Here is a 25,740-nt window from a genome sequence, read left to right as displayed (position 1 = left end):
TGCTGAGAGTGCTCCATTGTTGATCGTCCCCACGCCAGGAAGCCGTTGTGGGGCTGTGATGCCGCGCCCTACGCCCTTATGCGCCGGGGCGCAATGGGCCGGTGCCGCGCGCCCTCAGCAGGACAAGCGTTGTTGCAAAAAGAACAAGGAGGATGACAGGCAGATCGCCGCCGCGCGCATAGGGCGTCGGGGGCAGTGCAGGCGGCAATGCCGCATCCAGAAATCCGGCCTCGTTCAACGGCAGGGACGCGACCACCCGGCCGCGCGCATCGATCACCGCCGACACGCCGGTATTGGCCGCCCGCAGGACCGGCAACCCCTGTTCGACCGCGCGCAGACGCGCCAGCGCAAGATGCTGGTAGGGGCCGGAAAAACTGCCGAACCACGCATCGTTGGTCAGATGCACGATCCAGTCAGGCCGATCGACCCGGCGGATATAGCCGGGAAAGATCGCCTCGTAGCAGATCATCGGAAACGCGCGGCCAAGCCCGCCCCCCATGTCCAGCAGCGCAGGCCCGGGGCCGGGCGAATAGCCACCGGCCAGAACCTCCGCGAGGCCGTTCAGGCCCAAAGCCTCGGCCATGGCACCGCCGGGCATGTATTCGCCGAAGGGCACCAGATGGTGCTTGTCATAGACCGCCGCGATGGCTCCGCCGGGAGCCAGAAGCGCCGACGTATTGCGCGCGCGGAACCCCTCGTAGCGTTGACCGCCGACCAGCACCTGCGCCGCGCCCGCGGCATCGGCGATGCGCAAACGCTCGGGCGCGGATTGGTCTAGCAGCACCGGCAGGGCGGTTTCCGGCCAGACGACCAGATCGGGTGCGGGGCCATTTTCCGGGGCGGCGGCGGTCAAGTCCAGACCGCGCTGGAAAAAGACCGCGATCATCTCGGAGCGCCATTTCAGGTGCTGTGGTGCGTTCGGTTGGACCAACCGCACCACCGGCGCACCGGGCGCGGGAGGTGGCGCGGGGGAAACGGCCCCATCGACCGCAATGGCCGCCAGAAGGACCCCACCGACCCACAGGGGCAATCGTGCGGGGCGCGACACAAGGCTCGCCGCCGCACCGGCTGCACCCGCCAGAACAAGCGTGGTCAGCCCAAGCGGCCCGACCGTCGCGGCAAGGGACAAAAGCGGCGCGCCGATCAGAATGTGACCCGGCTGCGCCCATGGAAATCCGGTCAGAATGCTGGCGCGTGCCAGTTCCGTCAGGGTCATGAACCCGGCAAGGGCTGCAATCCGCAAACGGCCCTGCGCGGCGGGAACCAGACGCACCGCCGCCCATGACGCCAGCGCCCAGAACAACGCCAGCCCACCAGCCATGAAAACAAGGGCGAAGGGGGCCATCCAGCCGTGCCGCGCCGCATCGACGAAGAACGGCTCCACGATCCAGTGCAGCGCCACGGCGAAATAGGCTGTGCCGCCCACCCAACCGAGCATCCCGGCCAGACGCGGCGTGGGGGCCGTGGCCACCAGCGCCAACAGCGCGGCAAACCCGGCCCATCCCAAAAGCCACAGATCGAATGGGGCAAGGCCGAAGGCCGCGACAACACCCGCCAGCGCCGCAAGCCCAAGCCTGCGGCGCGCGTCCGGCTCACGACCCGCAGACACGACCACGTCAGGTGGCGTCAAGCCGCGGCCCCTTTCGGGACCCTGACGCGCAACCGCTTGATCCGGCGCGGATCGGCATCGATCACCTCGAATTCCACGCCCGAGGGATGGGGCACAACCTCGCCCCGCGCGGGCACCCGCCCCGACAACAAGAAGACCAGACCGCCCAGCGTGTCGACCTCTTCCTCGTCATCGACCTCGGACAGCGCGATGCCCAGTTCCGCCTCGAATTCGTCGAGCGGCGCACGGGCCAGCGCCAGCCATTGCCTTTCCCCTTCGCGGGTCCAGGGTTGGGCCTCTTCGATGTCGTGCTCATCCTCGATCTCGCCGATGACCTGTTCGATCAGATCCTCGATCGTCACGAGGCCGTCGACGCCGCCATATTCGTCGATCACCAACGCCATATGGGTGCGTTCGGTCTGCATCTTGGTCAAAAGCACGCCGATGGGCATCGAGGGCGGCACGTAAAGGAGCGGCCGCAGCATCGTGCGCAGCGAGAAATCCTGCGCCTTGCCGTTGAACCCGTAGCGCAGCGCCACGTCCTTGAGATGCACAAGCCCAAGCGGGCTGTCGAGCGTGCCCTCATAGACCGGCAGGCGCGTCATGCCGCTGTCGCGGAACACCTTGACCAGACCTTGCAGATCCTCGTCCGCCGAAACGGATTCGATCTCGGCGCGGGGGATGGCGACATCCTCGACCCGCATCCGCCGCAGGTTCGACATGCCCAGAACAGGCATCTGCGCCACGGTCACCCCATTCGCGGGGGCGCTGTCTCCGGTTGTGGAGGTGTTGGGTTCGGCATCCTCGGATGCACCGAACAATCTGGCGAAAAATCCCTGCCTCTGGGGCCCAGGATCATCTTCCTCTTCCTGCGCGCCATGCGCGGCAGGAGACGAGGGATCGGGGTTCGAGCTCATGGCTCCTTTCCGGAACTGAACGGGCCCTGTGTGGCCCGCAGCTTCAATATGGGTCAGGGATACCCAGTCTGGCAAGGATGCGGGTCTCAAGACCTTCCATCAGGGCGGCATCGGGATCGGATATGTGATCGAAACCCAACAGGTGCAACAGTCCATGGACCAGAAGATGGGTCAGATGATGGTCAAAAGGCTTGTCCGCCTCTGCCGCCTCGCGGGTCAGAACCCCAAGGGCCAGCGCGATGTCACCCAGTTCGGCGGGCGGGCCGTCAGGGTCGGGATCGGACAGGTCCGAGAGGTCAGGCATCGTGCCGGGCGTGTCGGCTGCACGATCTTCGGACGGCCACGAAAGGACATTGGTCGGCGTGGGCTTGCCCCGGAATTCGGCATTCAGCGCCGCGATACGGTCGTCGTCGCAGGCAAGGATGGACACCTCAACGCCCTGCGCGGCTAGGCCCAGTTCCAAAAAGGCCTGCGCAAAGGCCGTCTCCGCGATGCGTTCCAGCGCCGCGGCGTCCCAGGCCTCGTCCTCGATGAGAATGTCGATCTCCATGCGCGGCCCATGCCCTGCCCCGCGAGCGCCGTCAACGGGGCGCGGTCAGTCAGGTCACCTCCCAGATCGCCGCGGCGGCGGCTTGACCGGATACCCAAGCCCCGCCCAAGGTCTGGGCCAAGGGGCCGGGGGCAGCTTCGCCCGCCATGAACAGCCGGTTTTGGATCGCGGTGGCATAGATCTCGCGCGCCGCTTCCGCGCCCGGGCGGGGCAGTGCCCAAGGTCCACGGCTGTGGGGATCGGCCGACCAATCATGCCAGGCCGAGGTCTCGGCACTCAGGCCCGTCTGGTCGCGCAGCACCTCCGCCGCCTCGGCGATCACGGCGCCCGCGCCCGCAGTCCGCAGCGCGCGGGCGTGACGGCCTGAAAAGATCACCGACGCCACCGGCGCGCGCGGGTCGAGGTGGACCAACTCCCCCTCACCCGCGTCGAGCCGGGAAAGATCGAGCTGGAATTCGGCCATATCGGCCGGCTGGCGCAGCAATCGGAAGCCGACCTTGAGGAATTCCGCCGCCTCGAGCGCGGCCAGCGCGTCGTGATGGGCTGCGGGCAGGTCCGGCGTGAACCGGATGCCGCCGGTGGCCAGAACGGCGGGCGGAACGGTCAGCACGACCTGCCCCGCGCGGATCGTGCCGAAATCGCCCGAGACCGCGACATGACCCGCCGCGCCAAGGTCGATCCGGGTCACCGCATGGCTGGTCCTTATCGGCAGACCGGCCGCCAACCGGGTCAAAAGCCCGCCCGTGCCCCCCTCGACCAGCCAATCCTGACCGGAGGCAAGCTCGATCGCATCCGCCAGCGAAACCTGGTCCGGATCACCGCCGAGCGAGATACAGGACAGGCGCAGCGCCGCATCCTGCCAAGAATCCCCACCGAAAAGCGCGGCAAGCGTGGCACCGGGCGCAATCCTGTCCGCCATCGCATCCAATGCAGCATCGAAAGTCTCGAGGTTGGCCAGCAGCCTTTCAGCCGCGGCGCGCGGGTCAAGCGGGGTGCCGGTCGCGGACATGTCTTCGAAATCGCTGGCCGTCAGGCCAAGACCCAGATCGCGCGCCAGCTGCCTCAGCGGGTTGTCCCCGCCATTGTGCAGCCATTGCGCGCCCCGATCCCAAGGCAGGCCCAGCGCGCCCGGATCGGTCCAGGCCCGCCCGCCGATGCGGCCCCGCGCCTCCAGCACGGCGACCTCGTAGTCCCATGCGATCAATTGGCGGGCCGCTGAAATTCCGGCGGACCCGGCTCCGATGACCACCACGTCGACATCGAGAAGAGGATCTGCCCGCACGATGCGCGGCGCGGCCAGCACAGCGCCCGCCAAAAGCCCCAGACAGGCTCTGCGCCCCGGATTGGACAGATCAGCCGGGTTGGGCATCCGAGTCATAAGCCTCGATGATCTTGGCGACCATCGGATGGCGGACCACGTCCTTGGCTGTGAAGTAGTTGAACGAAATACCCTTCACGTCCTTGAGGATACGTTCGGCCTCGGACAGGCCCGATGTCACGCCGCGCGGCAGGTCGACCTGACTGCGGTCGCCGGTGATGACCATGCGCGATCCCCGTCCGAGACGCGTGAGGAACATCTTCATCTGCATGCCGGTGGCATTCTGCGCCTCGTCCAGCACGACATAGGCGCTGGATAGGGTTCGCCCGCGCATGAAGGCGAGCGGGGCGATCTCGATCGTCTTCTCCTCCATCAGTTTCTGCAACTGACGGCCGGGCAGGAAATCGTTCAGCGCGTCGTAGAGCGGCTGCATGTAGGGGTCGACCTTGTCCTTCATGTCGCCCGGCAAAAAGCCCAGACGCTCGCCCGCCTCGACAGCGGGACGGCTGAGGATGATCTTGTCGACGCGCCCGTTGATCAGCTGGTTCACCGCGACCGCGACCGCCAGATAGGTCTTGCCGGTGCCCGCAGGCCCGATGCCGAAAGCCAGTTCATGCTCGTAGAGCGCGCGGACATAGGCCTGCTGCGCCTCGGTCCTTGGTTCGACGGTCTTTTTGCGCGTGCCGATCTCAAGCTGCCCGCGCTGGAACATCTCGATCTGGTCGCCCGAGCGGACGCCGGTTTCCTCGTTCGAACCGCCCAGCCGAACGGCGGCATCGATATCGCCGGGTTCCAGCCCGCGCCCTGCCTCGAGACGGGCATAGAGCTTTCGCAGCACCTCGGCCGCCTCGGCGCGCGCATCGCCCAGCACAGCCAACTGGTTGCCGCGCCGCAGGACATGGACCGACAGCAGATGTTCGATCTGGGCAAGGTTGCGATCGAATTCGCCGCAAAGCTCGATCAGCAGACGATTGTCGGGAAATTCGAGCGACAGCTCGACCGGGGTGCCATCCGTGGGGGCCGCCAAGGTGGTGATCGCCAAATCACGCTCCGGTTTGAGGTTGCGTCTGATACAGACTGTGCCGACAGGCAGGGCACAACGCAACAGGTAGTGGTCTGTGTCGTGAAAGTTTCTTGGGGCGCACCTTTGCGCGAATGAAAAACGGGCACCCGTGGGGGTGCCCGCCAATTGGATAAAGACTGGCCCGCAGCTCAGCGAGAAGAAGGCACCCAATCGCGCAACCCGCCGCCGGAGCGGAAATCGCCGACAATCGAATTGGGCGGGGCAACGGGGGTACAGACCGGCAGACCCGAAACCGGATCGCGGCGCCGCGACCAATAGCCTTCGAGGCCGTCGTCGATCATCCAGATATGGCAGCCGTCGGGGTCGATATAGATCCCTGCCTCCAGTTGGCTGAGGCTGCCGCTGTCAAAGCCGCGGTCCTCGCCGATGGCCACAACCTCGTTGCCAGCGCCAGTGGAGGGTCTCACACCGACACAGCCCGCGACGCTGAGCATCGCCAGAACCAGCGCACCGCCTTTGATGATGTTTACCATGATCCTCATCCCTCAGCGATAACACACGATTTCGACACGACGGTTCTGCTGCATGCCTGCCGCGGTGCCGTTCGACGCGACAGGACGGCGTTCGCCATAACCGATCTCGCGCGCGACCCGCGCACCGACGGAACGGGCGACATTCGCCACCGAAGCGGCGCGCCGCTGGCTGAGCGACATGTTGTATTCATCCGAGGCGCGGCTGTCGGTATGGCCGTAGATCGCGTAGGCGAAGGCTCCCGCGGAGCGGAAGAATTGCTCAAGCTGCGCACGGCCGGCATGGGTCAACCGGGCACTGTCGGTGTGAAACAGGACATCGCTGTTGGTGACGGCGCAGGTATTGACGTCGAGGCAGACGGGCATGCCGTCATGCGGATTGACCCGACCCTCCATGTAACCCTCGACGCCGCCATCCGCGACCCAGTGCATGCAACCGTCGGGATCGATCCAGAGCCCCGGCGACACCCGGCCCGTGACGATCGTGCGATCCTGAGCAACCGCTGCCTGTGGCACCAAGGCCAGAGCGCTGGCCAACAAAGCCGCGCCACCCACGACCCGACAAAACATGCGTGACATCCCGGTCATCACGAAAATCCCCCAGTTTCTTACTCGGCCGGTTGCCGCAACCCGACCCCTGGCAGGGGGTCATGCGAAAACGCCATTGATTTCGGCACGATAGCAGCACTCCCCGAAAGAGGAAGTGGAATCTTTCGACAAGTGTTGCCAGCTAGGAAACAAAACGGACGAAGAAACGGAAACTTTAGCGGATCCCGCTCCGGTCGGTGATGTTTTCGCGCAAGATGCCCTGTGTGGCGGTTTCAGGGGATCAGCCGACCAGACGACCGGCCAGCGAATTGGGGCCCGATGCGACGATATCCACTGCCGCGATCTGCCCCAGAAGCTGCTCGGGGCCTTCGACATGGACGGCGTGCAGATATTCGGATTTTCCGGTGATCTGACCATCCATCCGGCCGGGTTTCTCGAACAGGACCCGAACGCGCCGCCCCACCATCGCATCCTGCGTCGCGTGTTGCTGTTCGGTGATCAAGGCCTGAAGCCGTTGCAGGCGGTCGTCCGCCTCGGCAGCATCTACGGCTGCCCGTTCGGCCGCGGGCGTGCCGGGCCGAGCGGAATACTTGAAGGTGTAGGCGCTGCCGTATCCGACCCTGCGCACCAGATCGAGTGTGGCCCGAAAATCGGCCTCGGTCTCGCCGGGGAAACCGACGATGAAATCGCCCGACAGGACCAGATCGGGGCGCGCGGCCCGGATGCGTTCGATCAGGCGGATGTAGCTTTCGGCGGTATGCTTGCGGTTCATCGCCTTGAGGATGCGATCAGAGCCCGACTGAACCGGCAGATGCAGGTAGGGCATGAGCTTGTCGCAATCGCCATGGGCGGCGATCAGATCGTCTTCCATGTCGTTGGGATGGGAGGTGGTATAGCGGATGCGATCAAGCCCTTCGATCCCGGCCAGCGCGCGAACCAGCCGCGCCAGACCCCATTCGCCCCCGTCCGGGCCAGCACCGTGGTACGCGTTGACGTTCTGCCCCAACAGCGTGATTTCCCGCACACCGCGATCCACGAGATCCTGCGCCTCGCCCAGCAATCGATCGACAGGGCGGCTGACCTCTGCCCCCCGCGTGTAAGGCACAACGCAGAAGGAACAGAATTTGTCGCACCCTTCCTGCACGGTCAGGAAGGCTGTCGGACCGCGCCGGGTGCGCCTGTCCTTGGGCAGATGGGCGAACTTGTCCTCCTCGGGGAAATCGGTGTCGAGCGCACGCTCGCCCCTGCCCAGCGCCTCCATCATCTTGGGAAGGCGGTGATAGGTCTGCGGCCCGACGACCAGATCCACGATGGGCATGCGGCGCATGATCTCGTCGCCCTCGGCCTGCGCGACGCATCCCGCCACCCCGATCTTCAGATCGGGCTTTTCCTCGTGCAGCGGTTTCAGCCGCCCAAGGTCGGAATAAAGCTTTTCTGCCGCCTTTTCGCGGATGTGGCACGTGTTGAGCAAGATCATGTCCGCCGCGTCGGGCGTATCGACCTGTACATAACCTTGCGCGCCCAGCGTTTCAGCCATGCGTTCGCTGTCGTAGACATTCATCTGACAGCCATAGGTCTTGACGTAGAGCTTTTTCGCCTCGGTCATCACGCGCACCCGGCCATGTCTGCAGGAAACCTTGATCTGCGGCATGTACAGCGCGGCGGGCCCGGCTTCAACCGATGCGCGCGATTGAATTCCGCCGCCGCCCGGGCCAATGTGCGCGCCAAGGCAGGCGGGTACTAGTCAAGGCGCGTTCGGTCCAGATGGATTTCGACAATCTCGATCAGTTCGGTGCGGTGCGCCCCGGCGCCTTCGGCAAGGGGCCGGCAGCCCTTGTCATCGCCGAGGATCGGATCGAGATCGGATCGACATTGGACCATGTGCGATCCCTCGGGTTTCGGCATATCTTCGTTCTCGCACCCCCCGACATCGTGGTGCCGCCACCGCCCGAGGGGGTCACCTACCAGCAACATGTCATCCGCGCCCGCAGCCGTGCGCCCGGTGCGACGCAGGCCGCCGTGAACATCCTGATCGACAAGATGCCCGGCGAATGGCTGCATTACTGCTACAATGGCGAATACCTGTTCTACCCGTTCTGCGAGGATCGCAGCGTCGGAGAGATGTTCACGTGGGTGATGGAGGAACGGCGGTTCGCGATCCTGACCTATGTCATCGATCTTTATGCGCCTGACCTGAAAACCTGTCCCGATGCCGTATCGCTCGATACCGCCATGCTCGACAGTTCCGGGTATTACGCCGAGGGGAGGCCGGACGAACATGGGCACCCCAAGGACCGGCAGCTCGATTTCTACGGCGGTCTGCGCTGGCGCTTCGAGGAACATGTCGCCAATCCCAAGCGCAAGATCGACCGCATCGGCCTGTTCCAGGCGAAACCGGGCCTGCGCCTGCGCGAGGATCACACGCTCAACGATGAAGAGATGAACACCTATGCCTGCCCGTGGCACCATTCGCTGACGGCGGCCATCTGTTCGTTCCGCGTTGCAAAGGCGCTCAGGACCAACCCCGGATCGCGCGATGACATCGGCGATTTCCGCTGGCACAAATCGACGCCCTTTCACTGGTCGTCGCTGCAACTGATGGAATTGGGCCTGATGGAACCGGGGCAATGGTTCTGACGCGATGACCGCGGTGCCGCCGATCTGGCGTGACGGGCCGGTGCTGGCCTTCATGTGCGCCGAGACGCTGATCTGGGCCGCCATCTTCTACAGCTTTCCGGCCCTTGTCCTGCAATGGCAGGCGGAATTCGGATGGTCGTCGACCGCCGCTCTGGGTGCCTTCAGCCTTGCGCTTGGCCTGCAGGGTCTGGCCGCGCCCTGGATCGGGCGGGCCATCGACCGGGGGCTGGCCCCATGGGGCTTTCCGCTGGGCACGATCGGGGCCATCGGAGGGCTGATCGCACTGTCGCAAGTCCAAAGCCTTTGGGCCTTTTACGTCATCTGGGCGTGGCTTGGCCTGATGATGGGCTTCACCCTCTACGATGCCTGTTTCTCGGTCGTGACGCGGGCGCGCGGCCCGCGGGCACGGGCGGCCATCACGGCGATCACGCTGGCGGCGGGCTTCGCCTCGACACTGGCCTATCCTTTGACCGCATTGGTATCTGCGGCGGCCGATTGGCGGGCGGCGGTCTGGGTTTTGGCCGGGCTGGTCGCGCTCCTTGTCCTGCCCTTGGTCGCCTATGCCGCGCGCCGCCTCGAGACCGAGGCGCAGGCCCGCAAGCCAACTCTGACCGAGGGTCCGGCGGGACCAGGCATCAGGGCCAGCAAGCGGTCCGGTTACTGGCCCATCGCGGGTGGCTTTGCGCTGACCTCGCTCGGGGTCGGGATCGTGCTGAGCAACCTGATGCCGCTGATGGCGGCACTCGATGTGCCCGAGGCGATGGCCATCCTCGCCGCCTCGACCATCGGACCGGCTCAGGTTGCAGGCCGGGTCCTGCTGATCTTGGCGGGCGCGCATGTCGCGGCACGTGCGGTCGTGCTGGGCGCGTTCCTGATGCTGGCCACCGCATCCGTCCTGCTGGGGGCCACGGCCGCCCTGCCCGCGCTGGCCCTTGCCTTTGCCATCGCGCAGGGCGTGGGAAACGGCGTCATCTCGATACTGCGGCCCGTCGTCATCCGCGAGGCCATGGGCGAGCACGGCTACGGCGAAAGCGCCGGGGCGGTGGCGCGCCTGTCGCTCTTTGCCTTCGCCATCGCCCCCGGGCTCGGCGCGGTTCTGGCCGATCTCTTGGGGCATGGCGCAGTGATCGCGTTGTGCGTCGCCGCGCCACTGACGGGCGCCCTGATGCTGCGTCGCCTTGCCCAATGACAAAAGGGCGGCCCTGCGGACCGCCCCTTCCCGTCTTGGCTGTCGTGCGGGATCAGGCCGTTTCGGCCTCGATCACCCGCGAGGCACCGCGCGCAATCTCGATCTGGCGCGGCTTCAGCGCCTCGGGCACCTCGCGGACCAGATCGATATGCAGCATCCCGTTCTCATGCAGCGCGCCGGTCACGCGCACATGGTCCGCCAGCTGGAAGCGCTTTTCGAAGGCGCGCGTGGCGATCCCGCGATGCAGATAGGTGCGCGGCGTCTCGTCCTTGGCCTTGCGCGCGGTCACGACCAGTTCGGCCTCGCGCTGTTCGACACCCAGTTCGGCTTCTGTAAAGCCTGCAACCGCGATGGAGATGCGATAGGCATCCTCACCGGTTTTCTCGATATTGTAGGGGGGGTAGCTGGGCGCGGCCGTGTCTTGCGACATCACGCGGTCCAGAAGGTCGGCCATGCGGTCGAAGCCAACGCTGGCGCGGTAAAGCGGGGAAAGGTCATAGGTACGCATGTGTCATCCTCCATCGAGCGACAACTTGAAGTTCCGGGTCGCCCCATGCCGGGCACGACCCTTGGGTGATTGCGCGGGGCCCGTGTTGCGGCACCCCGCCATCCTGTGATCTGGGAAGGGATCCGCGGCCTGTCAAGACCTGCGAAACACCACCGTCAGGGCCGGATGAACCGTGCGCCCGTACCCCCGCGCAGGGCCGTACCCTGATCGACGCGGCGAAAGACGATGGCCCCGCCGGGACTGTTCCTGACGGGGCCAGTGGCCAACTGAGCCGAGGCGGGCCGCGTCAAAAGTGTCGGCACCAGATCCTCGGCCACGACGGCGACCGTGACCGCGCCTTCATCCGTTTCGGACCGCCCCGAAACGACGGCGACGATTTCGGGTCCGGCCGGCCCGATGCGGAGGACGGGGGCGCCGCTGCTGCCGGAAACGACATGGCAGGACAGGACCTGAACAGCCTGCAAGGACGACAAGACCTGACAATCCTCCTCGATCGAGGGGTATTCCGCGCGCAGCGCACCGTAGGACACCAGCGTCACCGGGCTTCGATCCGCCGCGCGTGTGCCAAGGCCGATGGCGCGCACCATCGTCTCGGGGATCGGACGCTCCAGACGCAGAATGGCAACGTCTTGCCCGACCGATGCCATGTCGGGCGTGTCGGGCGGACGGCTGTAGCCAATGGGCATGTCGCTGCCGATCACCCGGCGGATCGCCTCCGCGCTTCCGTGGCGCAGGCCCGCTGAAAAGACGAGGGACTCGTCGGGCAGACGCCGAGCATCCGGGCCGAAAAGGCAATGCGCGGCCGTCAGGACACGATCGGGCGCGATCAGCGTGGCCGTGCAGAAAGAAACGCCGGTATCCAGACGCCCGACTGCCGCCCAGTCGCGCAGATCATCGGCCGTGTGAAGACCACGCAGCGGCGCCGCCTGCGACGCGTCCATGGCGCCAAGAGCGTTTTGCGCCCCGGCAGGCGCTGCGACAAGTAGGGCTGCCGCGGCAAGGCGGGCGGCATGACGGAACAAACGGCTCATGGACGTCCGGGCACTGGTTACAACTGCGTCCGAGCGTCGCCCCCGTTCCGGGCAGAATTATGGCCCGAGTTCAGCGCAAAATGGGCACGGGCACCGCGCGTTTGCCTTCGGCATCCAGCCCGGCGGGGCGCGGCCCGCCCGTCGCCCAGTCCAGCAGCTCGACCGTGTGGACGATGGGAATATCCGTACCCGAGCCGATCTGCATCATGCAGCCGATATTGCCTGCCGCGATGATCTGGGGGCGTGTGGCCTCAAGTGTCTCGACCTTGCGCGCCTTGAGTTGGCCCGAAATCTCGGGCTGCATCAGGTTGTAGGTCCCCGCCGATCCGCAGCACAGATGACTGTCGGCCGGTTCGACCACGGTAAAGCCGGCACGCTTCAGCAAGTCCTTGGGGTAGGTCTTGATCTTCTGGCCGTGCTGCAGCGAACAGGCCGCGTGGTAGGCCACCTTGTGGCCCATCTGTCCCTCGGGCAGGTCGAGCTTCATCAGCACTTCGGACACATCCATCGCGATGGCGCTGACCGCCGCCGCCTCGGGTGCCAGTGCCTCGTTGCGGAACATGTGGCCGTAATCCTTGACCGTGGTGCCGCAACCGCTGGTGTTGATGACGATGGCGTCCAACCCCCCGGCCTGCATCTCACTGTGCCAGGCCCGGATATTCTTGGCCGCCGTCGCATGGCTCTCGGCGGTCTTGCCCATGTGATGGGTCAGCGCACCGCAGCATCCCTGCCCCTCGGCGATCACCACCTCGCAGCCCAGCCGCGTGAGCAGCCGGATGGTCGCATCGTTGATATCGGTGTTGAGCGCGCGCTGCGCGCAGCCCGTCATCAGCGCCACCCGCATCTTGCGCGGCCCTTGGGCCGGGAAAACCTGCGGATCGTCGTTGCGCGACACGGGCGGGATCACCTTGGGCGCCATGGCCAGCATCGCCTTGAGCCGCGCATCTGGCATCAGAAAGGCAAAAGGCCGCCCGATCTTGGCACCCAGCAAGGCCACCCGGAAGCGCGTCGGATAGGGCAGGATTTTCGCCAGCGTCCAGCGCAGCACACGCTCGAAGAGCGGGCGCTTGTAGGTCTGTTCGATATATTCGCGGGCGTGGTCGACCAGATGCATGTAATGCACGCCCGAGGGGCAGGTCGTCATGCAGGCCAGGCAAGACAGGCAGCGATCGATATGCTGCACGGTCTTGGCATCCGCTGGACGGCCTTTTTCGAGCATGTCCTTGATGAGGTAAATCCGGCCCCTCGGGCTGTCGAGTTCATCGCCCAGCACCTGGTAGGTTGGACAAGTCGCCGTGCAGAACCCGCAATGCACGCAACTGCGCAAGACCTCGTTCGACCGCTGGATCGCGGGGTCCTTCAACTGGTCGGGTGTGAATGTCGTCTGCATGTGCTTGCTTTCAGAACAGGGAAAGGAAGACGAGGGCGAACAGGGCGGCAAGCCCGAGGTAGACCGCCGCAAAAATACCGCGTGCCACCCAGACGCGGTCGAACCGCCCGAGATAGAGATGATAGAGCATCCCGGCGGTGGCCGCGGCGATCAACCCGGTCGCGATGGCCGCGATCCGTATCGGCGGCAGGCCTGCCACCGTTCCGCTCGCGGTGATGGCCACGAACATACCCGCCGCCGCCGCCACCAACGCGCCCTGCGCTAGCGCGGTGCCGCGCCTGCGGTCGGGCATGAGCGCAAGGCCACAAAACAGCGTGGAGGACGGCAGCGCGACGGACAGGGCATCGATCACCACGATCTTTCCTCACGCCGTCATCAGGCCGGGGTTCAGGATGCCCCGCGGGTCGAACTTGGCCTTCAGCGCTGCCGCGACTGCGGCAACCGGGGGTGGCTCGGGGTGAAAGGGTGCAATCCGCGCGCGTGTTTCGGCGCTGGCGCGGACCAGCGTGGCATGCCCCGCGAAAGCGCCCAGCCGGGCCCGCAGGTCGGTGCCCTCGGGCACCAGCGCCCAGATCAGCCCGCCACCCCAATCGAACAAGACATCTCCGCCCGTCCGGGCCGCAAGATCAGGCGCATCGGTGGGTTTGACCGAGATCCGCCAGACATCGCCGGGCCTGCCCACGAAAGCCGCGACATCGCGGATCCGAGCCCATTGCTGCCCGACCTGATCCGCCCCGTCCTCGACCTCGACCGTGCCGAAGGGCGCCAGCAACTCCGCGAGGCGCCCGGCGCGATAGGCGACGCTGGCCGCGAACCCTTCGATCCTGAGCAGCGTCCGCCCCTCGTCCGGCAGATGTGCCGCCCCCGTCACCTCGAACGGAGAGCCGAGACCGACAGCCATCGCCTCGACCGCTTGCCGATCACCCAGACCTCCGATCGCCAGCGTCGCCGCCGCTTCGGGTGCGGGCAGCACCTTGAAGGCCACCTCCGTCAGGATCCCCAATGTGCCCCAGCTTCCGGCCATCAGCTTCACGAGGTCGTAGCCGGTGACGTTCTTCATCACCCGTCCGCCGTTCTTGACGACCGCGCCGGATCCGTCGACGAAACGGACCCCGATCAGGCTGTCGCGACAGGCGCCCGACTGGATGCGCCGCGGGCCCGAGACATTGGCGGCCACGACACCCCCGATCGTGGGGTCGCCCGACGTGCCAAGAAGCGCGCGATGATCCATCGGTTCGAAGGGCAAACGCTGCCCTTCGGCGGCCAGCGCGCCTTCAACCTCGGCGAGCGGCGTTCCCGCCTTGGCCACCAGAGTCAGCGCGCCGGGTTCGTAGAGATCAATGCCGGCCAGTCCCTTTACCGACACAAGCTCACCAGCGACGGGCCGGCCCACGGGTCGCGTCCCGCCCCCGACCACGCGGAGCGGACCCTTGGCCCCAGCCACCTTTTCGCTCAGTTCGGTCTCTGTGGCGGGGCTCGACATCGGCCTCATCCTTCATCTTGGCAGGAAAACTCTCGGGGAGGGTCCGGGAGGGGCAGACAGCCCCTCCCGGCGGATCGGCGCCGTCAGGCGGCGACCTGTCTCTCGCGGCGCTCCCGCGACACCGACAACGGGAAGACCTTGGCCGGGTTCAGCAACCACGCCGGGTCGAACACATCCTTGACCCGCATCTGCGCCTCGAGATCGGCAGGCGCGAATTGCGTTGTCATGAGGTCGCGCTTTTCGATGCCCACGCCATGCTCGCCAGTCAGGCATCCGCCCACCTCGACGCAAAGCTTCAGGATATCCGCGCCAAAGGCCTCGCACAGCTCCAGATCGCCCGGCTTGTTCGCATCGAACAGGATCAGCGGGTGCATGTTCCCGTCGCCCGCATGGAACACATTGGCCACGCCCAAACCGTAGTCCTTCGACATCTCGCCGATGCGCTTGAGCACATAGGGCAGCGAGGAGACCGGGATCGTGCCGTCAAGGCACATGTAATCGTTGATCTGCCCCATCGCACCGAAGGCCGATTTGCGGCCAAGCCAGATGCGCTTGGCCTCGTCCTCCGACTGCGCCTCGCGCAATTCGACCGGGTCGTGGCGCCGTGCGATCTGCGCGATCAGGCCCAGTTGCTCGTCGATCTCGGCCGGGCTGCCCTCCACCTCGACGATCAGCAGGGCCTCGCACATCGGGTAGCCGGCCTTGGCAAAGGCTTCGGTCGCCTCGATGCAGGGCCGGTCCATGAACTCGATGGCCACCGGCAGAACGCCCGCCTTGATGATGTCGGAGACACAGGCCCCCGCCACCTCGTTGCTGTCGAAACCGATCAGGACGGGCCGCGCCCCTTCGGGCTTGCGCAAGATGCGCAACGTGGCCTCGGTCACCACGCCCAATTGCCCCTCGGACCCGCAGATCACGCCCAAAAGATCATAGCCGCCCGCATCCAGATGCGCGCCGCCGATCTCCATCACGGTGCCATCCATGGTCACCATGGTCACGCCCATCAGGTTGTTGGTTGTCACCCCGTATTTCAGGCAATGCGCGCCGCCTGAATTCATGGCGATATTGCCCGCGATGGCGCAGGCAAGCTGGCTCGACGGATCGGGCGCGTAAAAGAAATCTTCCTGTTCCACCGCGCCCGTCACGCTCAGGTTGGTGCGCCCGGTCTGCACCCGGATGAAGCGGTTGTCGTAATCGGTCTCGAGCACCTTGTTCATGCGCGACACGCCCAAGATCACGCTGTCGGCTGTCGGCAGCGCACCGCCTGCCAACGACGTGCCGGAACCGCGCGGCACGACCGGCACGCCCTCGGCATGGCAGATGCGCAGTGCGATGGCGACTTCCTCGGTCGTTGCGGGCAGGACCACGGCAAGCGGCGGGCAGCGGTAGGCCGTCAGCGCGTCGCATTCATAGGCGCGCACCTCGGCCTCGTCGTGAATCACCGCAGCTTGCGGCAGAGCCGCGCGCAGGCGTTCCACGATCTTGCTTTTGCGCGATAAAATCGCGGCGTCCGGGGTCGGCATGTCCATGTCGCGATCCTCCCTCTCGCTGAATTGGTAAAGAAATATAACCAATACGACCATTTGACAACGAAAATCCCCCTGAGACAACTCCGCGCGTTGCCGCGCCCCACGAATACTGGGCAACTGCCGGCATGGAATGGATCAAGGTTCTTCACCTTCTGGCCGTGCTGGGCTGGATGACGGGCATCTTCGCGGTGCCCCGAGCGATCATCTTCTGGAAACGCGAATTCGCGCGGCTGGGGGAATTCGGGCCGACCGGCGATCTGACGATCCGCATCTACCGGTTTTCACTGGGTCTGGGGATCATCGCCATCGTAACGGGCCTCTGGCTGGGCTGGTTCTGGGGCTATCCGATCTGGGTCTGGACCAAGCTTGGTCTCGTGACGCTTCTGGCCGCGCATTACGGATGGACCGGGCGGCTGGTCCTGCGCGGCCGGCGCGGGGTCTTCACCGAAAGCGACTTCTACCTGCGGGTCTTCAACGAGATCAGCGTCTTCGGCGCGATCGGCGTGCTGATCATCGTGGTCTTCAAACCGTTTTGACGGCACACTCCCGCGCAGTCGCTGCGCAAGGGAGAACGCGATGACACGTTTCCACTCGCTGTTGGTCTTCATCCTCGTTCCGGCGCTGCCAGTCACGGCTCAGGCCGATCCGGTGGCCGATATCCTGTCCGAGGCGGAGGCCGATTGCGCAGGGTTCGAAAATGGCCGGTTCGACGCAGGCAATGCCGTGACCGAAGCCGATCTGGATGGCGACGGCATGAATGACCGGCTGGTTGACACCGCAAGTTTCACCTGCACCTCGGCGGCCAGCCTTTACTGCGGCTCGGGCGGGTGCAGCTTGATCGCAGTGGTCGGATCCGAAAGCTGGGATTTCTAAGTCGAAGGCTGGCGTCTGGACGAATGGAACAGCATACCGATCCTGTTGCTGGCCCGCGACGGCGGCTGGTGCGGGGCGAGCGGTGCCGAAACCTGTTTCGAGGCGATCCGTTGGTCGCAGGGAAGGATGCTGACGGTCGGGCCCCAGCCCTGACGCCGCCGCTTAGCGCCGCCCCTCGCGCAGCCATCCTGCCACGGTCAGTGCCGCCGCAAGCAGCAGGAACAGCCATGCCGCGATCAGGGGCGTGACCGTCACATCCGTCGTAAGATAGGCCTCGCGCGGGGTCAGGCCGATCCAGCCGCGTCCCGAGGCATTGCGCCCCTCGGCCACCCGCCGAAGGTCCGGCATACCGTCCTCAAGCCGCATCACCGCCCCGGTCAGGGGATCGGTCAACGGCAAGAGCTGGGCATCAGAGGCGATGGTTTCCTCGAATTCGCGCGGCGCAGCAGGCCCAAGCGCGATGACCGTGTCCAATTCGCCCTCGGCCAGACGGTAAAGCCCCTGTTCGCTTCCCTCGATCTCGGCGGTGAACCGCCCCGGCGCGGTTTCCTCCAGCACGATCTCGCTCTCGGTTCCATCGGGGGCGGTGACGCGCAGGGCACCAACGCCCTCGGCCAAAGTGCGGCGGGTCACGCGGATCGTCTGGCCGTCGGCTTGGGCCACCAGCGCTTCTTCCTCTAGGTCGGGCTCGCCCATCATCCAATGCGCCAGCCTGCGCAACATCTCCAGCTGCGGGCCACCCCCCTCGTAGCCCCGATCCCAAAGCCATGCATGATCGGACGCCAGAAGCGCCACGCGCCCCTCGCCCACCCTGTCCAGCATCAGGAGCGGCGCGCCGTCATTTCCGGTCATCACCGTCTGGCCCGACTGTTCGGTCACTTCGATCTGCCGCATCCAGCGGCCCCAAGGCTGATCGCTGCCCTCCAGCGGTTCATGCTCGGTCTCCAGCCCCGCCGTCACCGGATGGCGACGGCCCAGATCGGAAATCTCGGGCAGGAACGGCGCTTCGATCACGCGCGCGGTCGGGCGACCGGGCAGGATCTCGGCCAGGGGTGTCCGGTAGAGAGATGCCGCCGAGGCGTAATCGGGGCCCGCCGCCAACAGTAGCGCGCCGCCATCCTCGACGTAGCGGCGGATGTTGTCGATGTAGAGCATCGGCAGGATCCCGCGCCGCTGATAGCGGTCAAAGATGATCAGGTCGAAATCATCGACCGAATCCATGAACAATTCCCGCGTCGGAAAGGCGATCAGCGACAATTCGGTCACCGGCACGCCATCCTGCCGATCCGGCGGGCGCAGAATCGTGAAATGGACCAGATCCACCGAAGGGTCGGATTTCAGCAAGTTCCGCCAAGTGCGCTGGCCGGGATGCGGCTCGCCCGAAACCAGCAGGACGGACAGCCGGTCGCGGATGCCATTGATCTGCACCACGGCTGCGTTGTTGCGATCGGTCAGTTCTCCTTCCGCCACGGGGATGGTGAACTGCACCACATTCTGACCCGCATGTTCCAGCGTCAGGGGCAGTTGCAGCGTCTCGTTCGTGGGAACGGTGAATGTCCGCTCCTCCCCGCCGTCGAGCGCGATGGCAATCTCGGCCCGACCGGACAGGCCCGCGGGCACGGCGCCCTGATCCTCGATCCGGAGCGTCATCATCAGCTCTTCACCGATGATGCCGAAGGCCGGGGCCGTTTCGATCACCAGCCGCCGGTCCCAATCGGTGTCCCGTCCCGTCAGCAAGGCATGCAACGGTGCCGGCAGATCAGGCACCAGTTGCGCATCGTGCAATTGTCCGTCGGTGACAAGAATGGCACCGGCGATCCGGGCGCGCGGTTCCTCGGCCAGCATCCGGTTCAGTTCCGCCATCAACAGCGTACCGCCATTGTCGGGCGCATCCGTCACGGTCGAAATCCGCATCTCCATGCCCATCGCCGCGATCTCGGCCTCAAGGGCGGCCAGCGCTTCGGCCGTCTGGTCGGCCCGATCCGAAATCCGCTGGCTGGCCGAGGCATCGGCCACGACCAACACGATATCGGTGATCGGTTCGCGGTCTTCGGACTGAAGCGAGGGGTTCAGCAGCGCAGCCAAAAGCGCACCGGCCGCCAAAAGCCGGAAAGGCCAGCCGTTCAGCCCCCGCCACAGCGCCAGCGCGATCACCAGCGCCACGAACCCGGCTAGCGCCCAGATCATCGGCATCGGCAAAAGCGGATCGAAAAGGATCGTCTGCGCCATGTTACTGCCCCAACCTTTCCAGAAGGGCGGGCACATGCACCTGATCGGATTTGTAGTTGCCCGACAGCACGTACATCACGAGGTTCACGCCGAACCGCAACGCGATCTCGCGCTGGCGGTCGCCTGCCGATCCGCGCCCGATCGGATACAGCGGGCGGCCGGTTTCATCCTGCGCCCAGGCAGCAGCCCAATCATTGCCGCCGATCAGGACCGGCGTCACCCCGTCGTTGAGATTGCGAAATGGCATGCCCTCGACCGCTTCTGCATCGGGGGGCGAGGCCTCCAGCCAGACATCGCGGCTCAGGTGACGACCGGGAAAATCCTGCAACAGGTAGAAGGTCCGCGTCAGGATGTGATCGGGCGGCACTGGCTCCAGCGGCGGAATATCGAGCGGGGCGGCCAGTGTGCGCAGGCGCCGCCCCTCCGGCGTGCCCGATCCGAAGCCTCCGACATGCGCGTCGCGCGTGTCGAAAACGATCATCCCACCCGACCGCAGGTAGTCATTCAAGCGTCTGTAGGCCGCGGCCGAGGGCAGCGCCTGATCGGCGGTCACGGGCCAGTAGAGCATCGGAAAAAAGGCCAGTTCGTCACGTTCCAGATCCACACCGATCGGCGGCGCGGGCTCGACGGAGGTGCGCTGGAACAAGGTATTCGACAGCCCTTGCAGCCCCGCGCGCGAGGTGTCGTCGATCCGGGCATCGCCGGTCAGCACATAGGCGAGCGTGACTTCAGACGTGGCCAGCAGCGCGCGCGCGTCCTCTTCCGAAAGGTCCTGCGCCTGTCCGCCCTGCGGCAAAGCGGCCACCAGCGCCAGAACGGCGGCCCCGCGCGCAAGACCCGACAGCCGCCCCGCCAGCCAGAGCGAGGCGATGGCATCGACCAAAAGCAGCACCAACGCGCCGGTCAGGAACGCGGCCATCAAATCGGTCGGTGCGATGACGCGCATCCCCTCGACCGGGACGGCGGCAGGCCAGCTTGCGGGGATCAGGACAGTATCGGCCGTCACCACGTTGCGCGCGATCCGCCGGTCGTCCGAGGCGTAGAGCCCCGGCAGAAGATCGTCGGACAGCGGAGCCTCTGCCAGAATTTCGCCCGGCACGCCGGGGCGCGTGCCCGCGTCGCGCAGGGTGCCGAACCCGTCCAGAACCTGATCCGCCGTCCAGATCGTCCCCTCCAGATCAGCAGCCTCCGGCGTTGCGGGCTGCGTCGAGATCGCCAGCCGCTCCAGCATCTGCACGAAAAGTCCCGACAGGGGCAGTGTCGACCATTCGGCATTGGCCGTGACATGGAAGAGGACGACCGATCCCTGCCCATGGCTCGACCGGGTGACAAGCGGCGTGCCGTCCGTCAGCGAGGCGATGGTCCGCGCGGCAAGTTCGGGATCGGGCTGCGCCATCACCTGCGCGCTGATTTCCACGTCTTGCGGGATCTCTAGCCCGAAAAACGGTGATGTGTCGGGGAAAGGCCGCAGGCGTTTGGGTTCGCCCCAGCTCATCGCGCCCCCAACACTCCGCCCGCCTTCGCGCAATCGCACGGGCATCAGCGGCCCCACATCGTCGCGCGCCACGTCCGAGGCGGCCAACCTTGGCCCGGCAAAGCGCACCAAGAGCCCGCCACGGTCGACCCAATCGGTCAGCCCCTCCTCCTCTTCCGGGGACAGGGTGGCGATATCGGCAAGGATGACGACATCGGGGCTGGCCAAAAGGAGATCGGACAGCGCGCCCTCGATCAGGTCGGCGGTCGGCTCCAACGCTTGGCGCAGGTAATGCAGCGGCGACAAAAGCGCCTGTTGTTCATCCGTCGCCCCGCCCGCGATCAGTGCCACCTGACGGCGCTGCAACCCGTCATCGGTCAGGGTCACGGTCCCCGCGCCGCGCAGGCCCGCCACCTCGAACCGGGTGATGCGGTTTCGCAATTCCGGTGGCAAGTCGAACACCGCCTCTGTCGCCGTCGCGCCTGCCTCGAACAGCGCAGCGTTCCGCGCCAGATCGCGCGGAATGCCCGCGGGATCGAGGCCGTGGGCCACGACATCAAGCGCAAGCGGGGCATCCCCGCCCAGCCGGGTCAGCGAAACGCGGACTTCGCCATCCTCGAACCGGGGCGGGGCAAGGGCCACCACATCGCGGTCGCCCTGAAACACGGACAAGGGCCCAAGCGCGCGCAGCGCGGCCGTCAGGTCGCCGCGCCCCGGATGATCAAGGCCATCGGCGATCCACCACGTTTCCAGAGGGCCATCAAGGCCGGACGCCCAATCGGCAGCGGCCACCATGTCGGGCGCAAAGGGTCGCGGCACGAGCGACGGCAGACGCGGTAGCCAGGCATTGGCCGATTGCAAAGGCAGGTCGCCCGGTGGCAGATCGGTCAGCGCCACGATGGCCACGGGCCGCCCTGCGCGCCCCGCCTCGTCCAGCAAAAGGCCCGCCCGCTCGATCCGGTCCGGCCAATCGCGGGCCGAGGCCCAGCTGGCATCCATCACGATCAACAGCGGCCCGTCGCCCGTGCGCACCGCGGCCGGGTTCAGGACCGGTCCGGCAAAACCGATAATGGCCGCAGCCAGCGCCGCGATCCTGAGCAGCAACAGCCACCACGGCGTCTTGTCGGTCTGGCTCTCGTCATCCTTGAGGCCCAGAAGCAGCGCGACACCGGGAAACCGCCGCCGGATCGGCGCGGGCGGAACCGCGCGCAGGATCCACCACAAGACGGGCAGCGCGATCAGCGCGGTCAGCAAAAGCGGCGTGGCAAAGGCAAGGGATCCGATCATCCGCGCACCTTTTCCAAGGCGCGGTACAGCCACAGCAGCGTCGGCTCGGCAGGCTGATCGGTATGGTGCAGATGATAGCGCCACCCGGTGCGGCGGCACAGGTCCTGCAAATGCGCCTTCCGCTCGGCCAGACGCGCCAGATAGGCCTCGCGCAAGCTCCGCGCTTTCAGCGTCTCGAAACGGATCGCGCCGGTCATCGATTCGAACACGGTGCGCCCGTCATAGGGAAACACCTCTTCGTCGGGGTCGAGCACTTGGACCAGAGCACCCTTGACCTCCCGGTCGGCGGCGCGGCCCAGTGCCGCCTCGATCGCGGCGATATCGCCAAAGAAATCCGACAAGAACACCGCACGACCGCCCATCGGCATCGTCTGCGGCTTGGGCGCGCCGTAATCGCCGAGCGCATCGCTGTCCATCAGGGCTTGCGCCATCCGCATCAATTGGGCGGTGCCGCCGCGCGGGGGCTCGGCCAGATGGGTCAGGCCCACCCGCTCCCCACCGCGCACCGAAACGATGGCCAAGGCCATGGCCAGTGTCTGCGCCCGGCGCAATTTCGAGGGGCGGTTGCGATGGCCGGTAAAGGTCATGGAGGCGGCGTCATCCACCCCCAGCATGACCGATTGCGCGGCCTGCCATTCGGTCTGGCGGATGAAATGCCCGTCCGATCGCGCCGATCTGCGCCAGTCGATCTGGCGGTAGCCGTCGCCCGCCTGCGCGGGACGATATTGCCAGAATTCGTCGCCCATGCCCGCCCGCTTGCGCCCATGCACCCCCAAAAGCACCGTTGCCGCCAGATGCTGCGCATCGGCCATCAGCGCAGGCAGCGTTGCCGCAACCGCTTCGGAGCGGGAGCGCAGGCTTTCGGGCGTATGAAGCGCCGCGTCGTTCAAGCCGCAAGACCGATCCGGGTAACGCGGGCGGTGACCTCATCGATCACCTGTTCCAGAACCGCGCCCTCGGCCCGTGCGCCAAAGCTCAGCGCCATCCGGTGGCTCAGTACGGGACGCGCGAGCGCCGCCACATCCTCGGGCGAGGGTGCCAAGCGGCCACCGAGAAGCGCACGCGCCCGGACGGTCAGCATGAGCGCCTGCGCGGCACGCGGGCCGGGACCCCAGGCAACGGTCTTCTTGACGATCTCGGGGGCTTCCTCGGCTTCGGGGCGGCAGGCGCGCACCAGATCGAGGATCAATTCGACCACGCTTTCGCCGACCGGCATCCGCCGGACCACGCCTTGCGCCGCGATCAGCGCCTCGGGGGTGAAGACGGCATGGGATGTCGCCTCCTGCGTGCCGGTCGTGGCAAGCAGGATGCCGCGCTCCGTGTCCCGGTCCGGATAGGCCACATCGATCTTGACCAGAAAACGGTCCAGCTGCGCTTCGGGCAGGGGATAGGTGCCTTCCTGCTCGATCGGGTTCTGGGTGGCCAGCACGTGGAAGGGACGCGGCAGGGGTTTGTGATCGCCCGCGATGGTGACCTCGCGTTCCTGCATCGCCTGCAACAGCGCCGATTGCGTCCGGGGGCTGGCGCGGTTGATCTCGTCGGCCATCAGGAGCTGGCAAAAGATCGGACCGGGCAGAAAGCGGAAGCTGCGGCTGCCGTCCTGCGCCGTCTCCAGCACTTCGGAGCCCAGGATGTCGGCGGGCATGAGGTCGGGGGTGAACTGGATGCGGTTCGCCGAAAGGCCCATCACTGTCGACAGGGTGTCGACAAGGAGCGTTTTGCCAAGGCCCGGAAGGCCCATCAGGAGCGCATGACCGCCCGACAGCATGGCGGACAGCGCAAGGTTCACCACCTCGTCCTGTCCGATGATACGCTTGGCGATCGAGGCCTTGGCCTCGCCCAGCTTTACGCCCAGCGCTTCGATCTCGGCCACAAGCGCGTCGGGGTCAGACATGGCAATGCTCCGCTGGATGGTTATGTAGTCCTTGGTAACAGACCTATTCCGCGGACCACAAATGGCAAAGCGAGACACCACACAAAAGATCGTGACGGGATCGCCGGGCAGCGGGCTCGATACCCTTTTGAAGGCCACGAAAGATGCCGCAAAGGCGGGCGGTTTACCGCCGGTGCACCTGTGGAACCCGCCTTTCTGCGGGGATATCGACATGGAAATCCGCCGCGACGGGACATGGTTTCACGAGGGAACACCGATCGGGCGCGCGCCCTTGGTGCGGCTCTTCTCCACCATCCTGAAGCGCGAGGGGGACAGGTATTTCCTTGTCACGCCGGTCGAAAAGGTCGGCATCCGGGTCGAGGACGCGCCTTTTGTCGCGCAGGATTTCACCGTGACAGAGGATGGGCGCGGGCCGGCGCAGATCGTGACCTTCACCACCAACGTGGGCGACAGTGTCGCGGCCGGGCCCGAGAATCCGATCCGGGTCATGCGCGACGAAAGGGGCGAGCCAAGCCCCTATGTCCATGTCCGGGCGGGGCTTGAGGCGCTGATCGACCGCAAGAGTTTCTACCGGCTGGTCGACATCGGCGAGGCGCATCGCGTGGATGGCGAAGATTGGTTCGGCCTGTGGTCGGGCGGTGCGTTCTTTCGCTTCATTCCCGTCCGCGAATTGACGGGCTGAGGTGCCCGCGGATGGTCAGGCCGCCGAAATGGATCGGCGCGCGGACGTGCGGGCCCGCGGTCGGGAGACAAGCGTTTCGATCCGCTGCATCTCGGCCTCGGCACTGGCGATATCGGTGACGACGGTGACCGGAACCGGCAGATCAGCGATCCGGCCCTCATCGACAACCACCTGACCCGAAAGCAGAATATGGGCCGAGGGCCGAGTGCGGGCGAGAACGGTCAACAGGCGGCGCAACGCGGGATAGGAATGGCTGCCAGAACAGCTGAGACCGATCACGGGGCGGTCGTCGCGGGCGATGCGGCTCACCAATTCGTCATGGCCAAGCCCGACCATCAGGCCGACATCCCAGCCGTTGCGGCGGAACAGATCGGCCGCCATCATCACGCCCAAGGTGTGCTGTTCCCCGGGGACGGCAGCGAAAATCGCGCTTTTCGAATGGCTTGGCGTGGGGGCAGAGCGGGTCGGCGGCATCCGGCGCACCAGCGCCTGAATGCGGGCCGTGGCCAGCGCAACCTCGGTGAAGGGGATGCGGTCGCGGTCCCAGAGATCGCCGAGATGGCGGGCGGCGGGGCCAAGGTGGTCGAGGCACAGATCCTCGACCGAAAGGCCCGCGCGGAGAAGGTCGTCGACCAGCGCGGTCGCGGCCGCGTCATCTTCGTCGCAGAGCGCGTAAGCCATTGCTGCGGCACACGGATCCCCCAGAACCGCATGGGCCTGCGTCACGGCGGCATCGGCGTGCATCTCGGCGCAGAGGCGGGCCACGGCGCGCCGGGCGAGATCGTTCAGGTCGGAGGTCCTGTGGGCACAGCCGCTTGGCGATGCCTGCGTCAACTTTGTCGGATCAGTCGTCACGGTCGTTGGTCTCTCGTCGTCTGCAAGCCGTCCGTCCCGAAACGGGCCGAAAGGGTCCCACGCGCTTCCCTGTCTGAAGACGACTGTATACCGCGCGATGTGTCAATCAAGGTTTACATTTCGTGAATTTGCGTGGTGCAAAAGTAAACGAAGTATTTCCTATTCAGGTCAATATCTTAAGG

The 25,740-nt window shown here is 66.1% G+C and carries 24 protein-coding genes and 1 riboswitch; of the genes, 5 read left to right on the top strand and 19 right to left on the bottom strand.

Annotated features, from left to right (window positions below; translation table 11 throughout):
* Positions 1-9: 9 nt before the first annotated feature.
* A riboswitch (SAM-SAH riboswitch) is annotated at positions 10-57 on the bottom strand.
* A 19-nt stretch (positions 58-76) separates the two neighbouring features.
* From lnt to miaB, 8 genes are all read right to left on the bottom strand, one after another.
* Complete coding sequence (gene lnt, locus QQK63_RS01270; RefSeq protein WP_277826156.1) at positions 77-1,630, bottom strand: apolipoprotein N-acyltransferase; 1,554 nt, start codon at positions 1,628-1,630, stop codon at positions 77-79.
* A complete protein-coding gene (locus QQK63_RS01265) occupies positions 1,627-2,526 on the bottom strand; it encodes a transporter associated domain-containing protein (RefSeq protein WP_277826154.1) in 900 nt (299 codons plus the stop codon). The genes lnt and QQK63_RS01265 overlap by 4 nt, the downstream gene beginning before the upstream one ends.
* 43 nt (positions 2,527-2,569) lie before the next feature.
* Positions 2,570-3,076 (bottom strand): rRNA maturation RNase YbeY, encoded by a 507-nt coding sequence (gene ybeY / locus QQK63_RS01260; RefSeq protein ID WP_277826151.1) that lies wholly within the window; start codon positions 3,074-3,076, stop codon positions 2,570-2,572.
* A gap of 49 nt (positions 3,077-3,125) precedes the next feature.
* Complete coding sequence (locus tag QQK63_RS01255; RefSeq protein WP_277826149.1) at positions 3,126-4,445, bottom strand: flavin monoamine oxidase family protein; 1,320 nt, start codon at positions 4,443-4,445, stop codon at positions 3,126-3,128.
* Positions 4,429-5,436, bottom strand: coding sequence for a PhoH family protein (locus tag QQK63_RS01250; protein WP_277826147.1), 1,008 nt, complete (start codon positions 5,434-5,436; stop codon positions 4,429-4,431). The genes QQK63_RS01255 and QQK63_RS01250 overlap by 17 nt, the downstream gene beginning before the upstream one ends.
* A 170-nt stretch (positions 5,437-5,606) precedes the next feature.
* Positions 5,607-5,951, bottom strand: a complete 345-nt coding sequence (locus tag QQK63_RS01245; protein WP_277826145.1) for a hypothetical protein — start codon at positions 5,949-5,951, stop codon at positions 5,607-5,609.
* 12 nt (positions 5,952-5,963) lie between these two features.
* Entirely contained in the window at positions 5,964-6,536 is a 573-nt protein-coding gene (locus QQK63_RS01240) for an OmpA family protein (RefSeq protein ID WP_277826143.1), read from the bottom strand.
* Positions 6,537-6,777: 241 nt separating this feature from the next.
* On the bottom strand, positions 6,778-8,103 hold the full coding sequence (gene miaB / locus QQK63_RS01235; RefSeq protein WP_277826141.1) for a tRNA (N6-isopentenyl adenosine(37)-C2)-methylthiotransferase MiaB: 1,326 nt from the start codon (positions 8,101-8,103) through the stop codon (positions 6,778-6,780).
* A 158-nt stretch (positions 8,104-8,261) separates the two neighbouring features.
* Here miaB and QQK63_RS01230 point away from each other — a divergent pair, with 158 nt between their 5' ends.
* Positions 8,262-9,134 carry a hypothetical protein gene (locus tag QQK63_RS01230; protein WP_277826139.1) on the top strand — a complete coding sequence of 291 codons (873 nt, stop codon included), beginning with the start codon at positions 8,262-8,264 and terminating at the stop codon, positions 9,132-9,134.
* Positions 9,135-9,138: 4 nt separating this feature from the next.
* A complete protein-coding gene (locus QQK63_RS01225) occupies positions 9,139-10,323 on the top strand; it encodes an MFS transporter (protein ID WP_277826137.1) in 1,185 nt (394 codons plus the stop codon).
* A 52-nt stretch (positions 10,324-10,375) separates the two neighbouring features.
* Here the strand turns inward: QQK63_RS01225 and QQK63_RS01220 are convergent, their stop codons facing one another.
* The 6 genes from QQK63_RS01220 to QQK63_RS01195 form a co-directional block, all read right to left on the bottom strand.
* Positions 10,376-10,831 (bottom strand): Hsp20 family protein, encoded by a 456-nt coding sequence (locus QQK63_RS01220; RefSeq protein WP_277826135.1) that lies wholly within the window; start codon positions 10,829-10,831, stop codon positions 10,376-10,378.
* A gap of 155 nt (positions 10,832-10,986) precedes the next feature.
* The gene (locus QQK63_RS01215) at positions 10,987-11,862 is read right to left on the bottom strand and encodes a trypsin-like serine peptidase (protein ID WP_277826133.1); all 876 of its coding nucleotides are present in this window, start codon (positions 11,860-11,862) and stop codon (positions 10,987-10,989) included.
* Positions 11,863-11,932: 70 nt separating this feature from the next.
* A complete protein-coding gene (gene glcF, locus QQK63_RS01210; protein ID WP_277826131.1) occupies positions 11,933-13,252 on the bottom strand; it encodes a glycolate oxidase subunit GlcF in 1,320 nt (439 codons plus the stop codon).
* A gap of 10 nt (positions 13,253-13,262) precedes the next feature.
* Entirely contained in the window at positions 13,263-13,604 is a 342-nt protein-coding gene (locus QQK63_RS01205) for a hypothetical protein (RefSeq protein ID WP_277826129.1), read from the bottom strand.
* Between the two features lie 12 nt (positions 13,605-13,616).
* Positions 13,617-14,735: an FAD-binding protein gene (locus QQK63_RS01200; protein ID WP_277826127.1), complete on the bottom strand. Its 1,119-nt coding sequence runs from the start codon at positions 14,733-14,735 to the stop codon at positions 13,617-13,619.
* A gap of 83 nt (positions 14,736-14,818) precedes the next feature.
* On the bottom strand, positions 14,819-16,264 hold the full coding sequence (locus QQK63_RS01195; protein ID WP_277826125.1) for an FAD-linked oxidase C-terminal domain-containing protein: 1,446 nt from the start codon (positions 16,262-16,264) through the stop codon (positions 14,819-14,821).
* 125 nt (positions 16,265-16,389) lie between these two features.
* On the opposite strand from QQK63_RS01195, the gene QQK63_RS01190 reads away from it, so the two are divergent.
* Together QQK63_RS01190 and QQK63_RS01185 are read left to right on the top strand one after the other, a co-directional pair.
* Positions 16,390-16,800, top strand: a complete 411-nt coding sequence (locus tag QQK63_RS01190; protein WP_277826123.1) for a CopD family protein — start codon at positions 16,390-16,392, stop codon at positions 16,798-16,800.
* Between the two features lie 40 nt (positions 16,801-16,840).
* Entirely contained in the window at positions 16,841-17,137 is a 297-nt protein-coding gene (locus QQK63_RS01185; RefSeq protein WP_277826122.1) for a hypothetical protein, read from the top strand.
* Between the two features lie 162 nt (positions 17,138-17,299).
* On the opposite strand, the gene QQK63_RS01180 is transcribed toward QQK63_RS01185, so the two are convergent.
* From QQK63_RS01180 to QQK63_RS01165, 4 genes are read right to left on the bottom strand one after another with little or no spacing between them, the layout of a single operon-like run.
* Positions 17,300-19,366: a hypothetical protein gene (locus QQK63_RS01180; protein WP_277826120.1), complete on the bottom strand. Its 2,067-nt coding sequence runs from the start codon at positions 19,364-19,366 to the stop codon at positions 17,300-17,302.
* Position 19,367: 1 nt separating this feature from the next.
* Positions 19,368-22,127 (bottom strand): DUF4159 domain-containing protein, encoded by a 2,760-nt coding sequence (locus QQK63_RS01175; RefSeq protein ID WP_277826118.1) that lies wholly within the window; start codon positions 22,125-22,127, stop codon positions 19,368-19,370.
* The gene (locus tag QQK63_RS01170; RefSeq protein ID WP_277826116.1) at positions 22,124-23,017 is read right to left on the bottom strand and encodes a DUF58 domain-containing protein; all 894 of its coding nucleotides are present in this window, start codon (positions 23,015-23,017) and stop codon (positions 22,124-22,126) included. Before QQK63_RS01170 ends, QQK63_RS01175 begins: the two co-directional genes overlap by 4 nt.
* Complete coding sequence (locus tag QQK63_RS01165; protein WP_277826114.1) at positions 23,014-24,021, bottom strand: AAA family ATPase; 1,008 nt, start codon at positions 24,019-24,021, stop codon at positions 23,014-23,016. The genes QQK63_RS01170 and QQK63_RS01165 overlap by 4 nt, the downstream gene beginning before the upstream one ends.
* A 61-nt stretch (positions 24,022-24,082) precedes the next feature.
* On the opposite strand from QQK63_RS01165, the gene QQK63_RS01160 reads away from it, so the two are divergent.
* The gene (locus QQK63_RS01160; RefSeq protein ID WP_277826112.1) at positions 24,083-24,703 is read left to right on the top strand and encodes a DUF1285 domain-containing protein; all 621 of its coding nucleotides are present in this window, start codon (positions 24,083-24,085) and stop codon (positions 24,701-24,703) included.
* 15 nt (positions 24,704-24,718) lie between these two features.
* Here QQK63_RS01160 and QQK63_RS01155 read toward each other — a convergent pair whose 3' ends face one another.
* Positions 24,719-25,537: a cobalamin B12-binding domain-containing protein gene (locus QQK63_RS01155; protein ID WP_277826110.1), complete on the bottom strand. Its 819-nt coding sequence runs from the start codon at positions 25,535-25,537 to the stop codon at positions 24,719-24,721.
* Between the last annotated feature and the right edge of the window lie 203 nt (positions 25,538-25,740).

Source organism: Roseicyclus marinus, from assembly GCF_030163795.1.
Taxonomy (GTDB): domain Bacteria; phylum Pseudomonadota; class Alphaproteobacteria; order Rhodobacterales; family Rhodobacteraceae; genus Roseicyclus; species Roseicyclus marinus.
The sequence above is the reverse complement of the archived record's forward strand: the minus strand, read 5'-3'. Positions and strand labels throughout refer to the sequence as shown.